Consider the following 3,454-nt stretch of genomic DNA (forward strand, 5'->3'; position numbering starts at 1 on the left):
GCCGGGGAGCAGCCCGCGCAGTCCGCCCGCGAGGCGGCCCAGCGCCGGCGCGTGGACCAGATGGACGCGTGGGACGAGCTGTCCCGCGGCAACGACCCCACGTGAGTGCCCGTCTCTCGGACCGCCCCGCACCGCCCGGGTCGTCCCGGGTCACGCGGGCCCGGCCCCGTGCCCGCATGGCACAATGAGGGACAGTCGTCATGTACACCACGCACCAGTGAGGGACAGCCATGAGCCACACCGCGAACACCGCGCACACCGAGCCCACCACCCGTCGCGCCGCCCGCCGCGGCGCCGTCGAGGACGTCGTCGTCACCGAGGACGGCCTGGTGCTCAACGACCCGACCCACCTCGAGCTGCCGGGCCACGGCAACTCGCCCGGCGCGTGGGCCATGGTGGCGCTCGTGCTCGTCGGCTTCGTGGCCGGCTGCGTCGGCCTGCTCGCCGACTGGAGCGTCGTCGTGTGGATCGGGCTCGCCCTGATGGCCGTGGGCGTCGTCGTGGGCATCGTCGCCGGCAAGGCCGGCGCGGGTCGCGGCCAGCACGGTCACTGATCCGCGTGTCCGTCCTCCAGGAGATCATCGACGGCGTCCGTGAGGACCTCGAGCCTCGCCGCCGTGCCCTGCCCGAGGCGCGCCTGTCCGAGCTGGTGGCCGCCGCCCCCGCGCCGCGTGACGCCCACGCGGCCCTGCACGGCGGACGCACCGACCCCGCGGGGATCCGGGTGATCTCCGAGGTGAAGCGGGCGAGCCCCTCCAAGGGGGCGCTCGCCGAGATCCCCGAGCCGGCCACCCTGGCCCGCGCGTACGAGCGCGGCGGCGCCAGCGCCGTCTCCGTGCTCACCGAGGCCCGCCGCTTCGGCGGCAGCCTGGCCGACCTGGACGCCGTGCGTGCCGCCGTCGATCTGCCGGTCCTGCGCAAGGACTTCACCGTCACCGAGTACCAGATCCACGAGGCCCGCGCCCACGGGGCCGACCTGGTCCTGCTGATCGTGGCCGCCCTCGACGACGCCGAGCTGGCCGGCTTCCTGCAGCTCACCGAGTCCCTGGGCATGCACGCCCTCGTGGAGGCCCACACGCCCGAGGAGATCGAGCGCGGCGTCGCCGCCGGCGCCCGCATCCTCGGCGTCAATGTGCGCAACCTCAAGACCCTCGACGTCGACCCGGCCCGCTACGCCGCGCTGGCCGACGGGCTGCCCGAGGACGTCGTCCGGGTCGCCGAGTCGGGCGTCGAGTCCGAGGAGCAGATCAAGGCCTACGCCGCCGCGGGCGCCGACGTCGTGCTCGTGGGCGAGGCCCTCGTGCGCCACGGCGCCCCCGAGGAGGCGCTGCGCGCGTTCCGCGCCGCGTCCCTCACCGTCCGCTGACCGAACCAGACCCGAGGAGCGTGGTCGCCATGAGCGCCGACCGTCCGAGCACCGAGCCCGCGATCGAGTTCGAGGGGCCGTATCAGGGTCAGGCCGGGCCCTACTTCGGCGACTACGGGGGGCAGTGGATGCCCGAGTCCCTCATGGCCGCGCTGCAGGAGCTCACCCGCACCTACGAGGAGGCGCGGCAGGACCCCGCCTTCGAGGCCGAGCTGCGGACCCTGTTCCGGGACTACGTGAACCGGCCCTCCCTGCTGAGCGAGGTGCCGCGGTTCGCCGCGGACACCCCCGGCGTGCGCATCTTCCTCAAGCGCGAGGACCTCAACCACACCGGCTCGCACAAGATCAACAACGTGATCGGCCAGGCGCTGCTCGCCCGCCGCATGGGCAAGACGCGTCTGATCGCGGAGACCGGCGCCGGCCAGCACGGCGTGGCCACGGCGACGGCGGCCGCGCTGTTCGGCATGGAGTGCACCGTGTACATGGGGGAGGAGGACACCCGCCGCCAGGCCCTGAACGTGGCCCGCATGCAGATGCTCGGCGCTGAGGTGATCCCCGTGGCGATCGGCGCCCGCACCCTCAAGGACGCGATCAACGAGGCCCTGCGGGACTGGGTCGCCTCCGTGGACACCACGCATTACCTGATGGGCACGGTCACGGGCCCGCACCCGTTCCCCGCCATGGTGCGCTACTTCCACTCCGTGATCGGCGAAGAGGCCCGCGAGCAGATCCTGGCGCAGGCCGGCCGCCTGCCGGATGCCGTCGCGGCGTGCGTGGGCGGCGGGTCCAACGCGATGGGCCTGTTCCACGGCTTCCTCGACGACCCTGGGGTGGAGCTCTACGGCTTCGAGGCCGGCGGCGAGGGCCTCGAGACCGGCCGCCACGCCGCGTCCATCACGCTCGGACGCACCGGCGTGCTGCACGGCGCCCGCACGTACCTGATGCAGGACGAGGACGGGCAGACGATCGACTCCCACTCGATCTCCGCGGGCCTGGACTACCCGGCCGTCGGCCCGGAGCACGCCTTCCTGCACGACACGGGCCGCGCCGTCTACGAGCCGGTCTCGGACACCGAGTGCATGGACGCCTTCCTCCGGCTCACGCGCACCGAGGGCATCACGCCCGCCATCGAGTCGGCCCACGCCCTGGCCGGCGCGCTGCGCCTGGCCCGCCGCTGGGCGGACGAGGGCCTCGTGGGGCCGGACGCCCCGGAGGGTCAGGAGCGGATCATCATCGTGAACCTCTCCGGCCGCGGGGACAAGGACGTCGCCACCGCGGCGGCCTGGTTCGGCCTCGGCACGGCCACGGAGGAGAAGGACCCGCTCGAGGAGATGACCCCCGGAGAGGAGCAGTGACCGGCATGACCGTGCACTCCAAGACCGCCGCGGCCCTGGATGCCGCGAAGGCGGCCGGCCGCACCGGCCTCGTCGCCTTCCTGCCGGCCGGCTACCCGTCCGTGGACGAGTGCGTCGAGGCCGTCGTCGCCGCCGCGGACAACGGCGCCGACGTCATCGAGCTGGGCCTGCCCTACACGGACCCCGTGATGGACGGCCCCGTGATCCAGGCCGCGACCCAGGCGGCGCTGCAGGCCGGTTTCCGCGTGGCCGACGTCTTCGACATCATCCGACGGGTGACCCAGCGCACTGACGCCGCGGTGCTGGTGATGACGTACTGGAACCTCGTGGACCGCATGGGCGTCGACGAGTTCGCGCGCCGCCTCGCCGAGGCCGGGGGCGCCGGTCTCGTCACCCCTGACCTCGTGCCCGAGGAGGCCGGCGCCTGGATGGAGGCCTCGGACCGTCACGGCCTGGACCGCGTGTTCCTCACCGCGCCCTCGTCCACGGACGAGCGGGTGCGCCTCACCGTCGACTCCTCCCGCGGCTTCGTGTACGCGGTGTCGGTCATGGGCGTCACCGGCACCCGCGACGCGGTGTCCACCGTCGCCGAGACCGTGGTCCGCCGGGCCCAGGATGCCGGGGCGGAGCACGTGTGCGTCGGCCTCGGCGTCTCCCAGGCCGCGCACGTCCGCGAGATCGGCGCCTACGCCGACGGCGCGATCGTCGGCACGGCCCTGGTGCGCGCGCTGAC

4 protein-coding genes are annotated in these 3,454 nt (G+C 74.0%); all 4 read left to right on the plus strand.

Features of this window, described 5'->3' with window-relative positions; all coding sequences use genetic code 11:
* Positions 1-230 precede the first annotated feature (230 nt).
* A complete protein-coding gene (locus HMPREF3105_RS12250) occupies positions 231-554 on the plus strand; it encodes an HGxxPAAW family protein (RefSeq protein ID WP_010078761.1) in 324 nt (107 codons plus the stop codon).
* A gap of 5 nt (positions 555-559) precedes the next feature.
* Complete coding sequence (trpC, locus tag HMPREF3105_RS12255) at positions 560-1,366, plus strand: indole-3-glycerol phosphate synthase TrpC (RefSeq protein WP_036338642.1); 807 nt, start codon at positions 560-562, stop codon at positions 1,364-1,366.
* Between the two features lie 29 nt (positions 1,367-1,395).
* The gene (trpB, locus tag HMPREF3105_RS12260) at positions 1,396-2,721 is read left to right on the plus strand and encodes a tryptophan synthase subunit beta (RefSeq protein WP_070709870.1); all 1,326 of its coding nucleotides are present in this window, start codon (positions 1,396-1,398) and stop codon (positions 2,719-2,721) included.
* Positions 2,718-3,454, plus strand: a 737-nt coding sequence (trpA, locus tag HMPREF3105_RS12265) for a tryptophan synthase subunit alpha (protein WP_070709872.1), incomplete at its 3' end; no start/stop codon positions are given. The genes trpB and trpA, both read left to right, overlap by 4 nt.

Origin of the sequence: Micrococcus sp. HMSC31B01 (assembly GCF_001816085.1) — a bacterium.
GTDB lineage: Bacteria > Actinomycetota > Actinomycetes > Actinomycetales > Micrococcaceae > Micrococcus > Micrococcus luteus.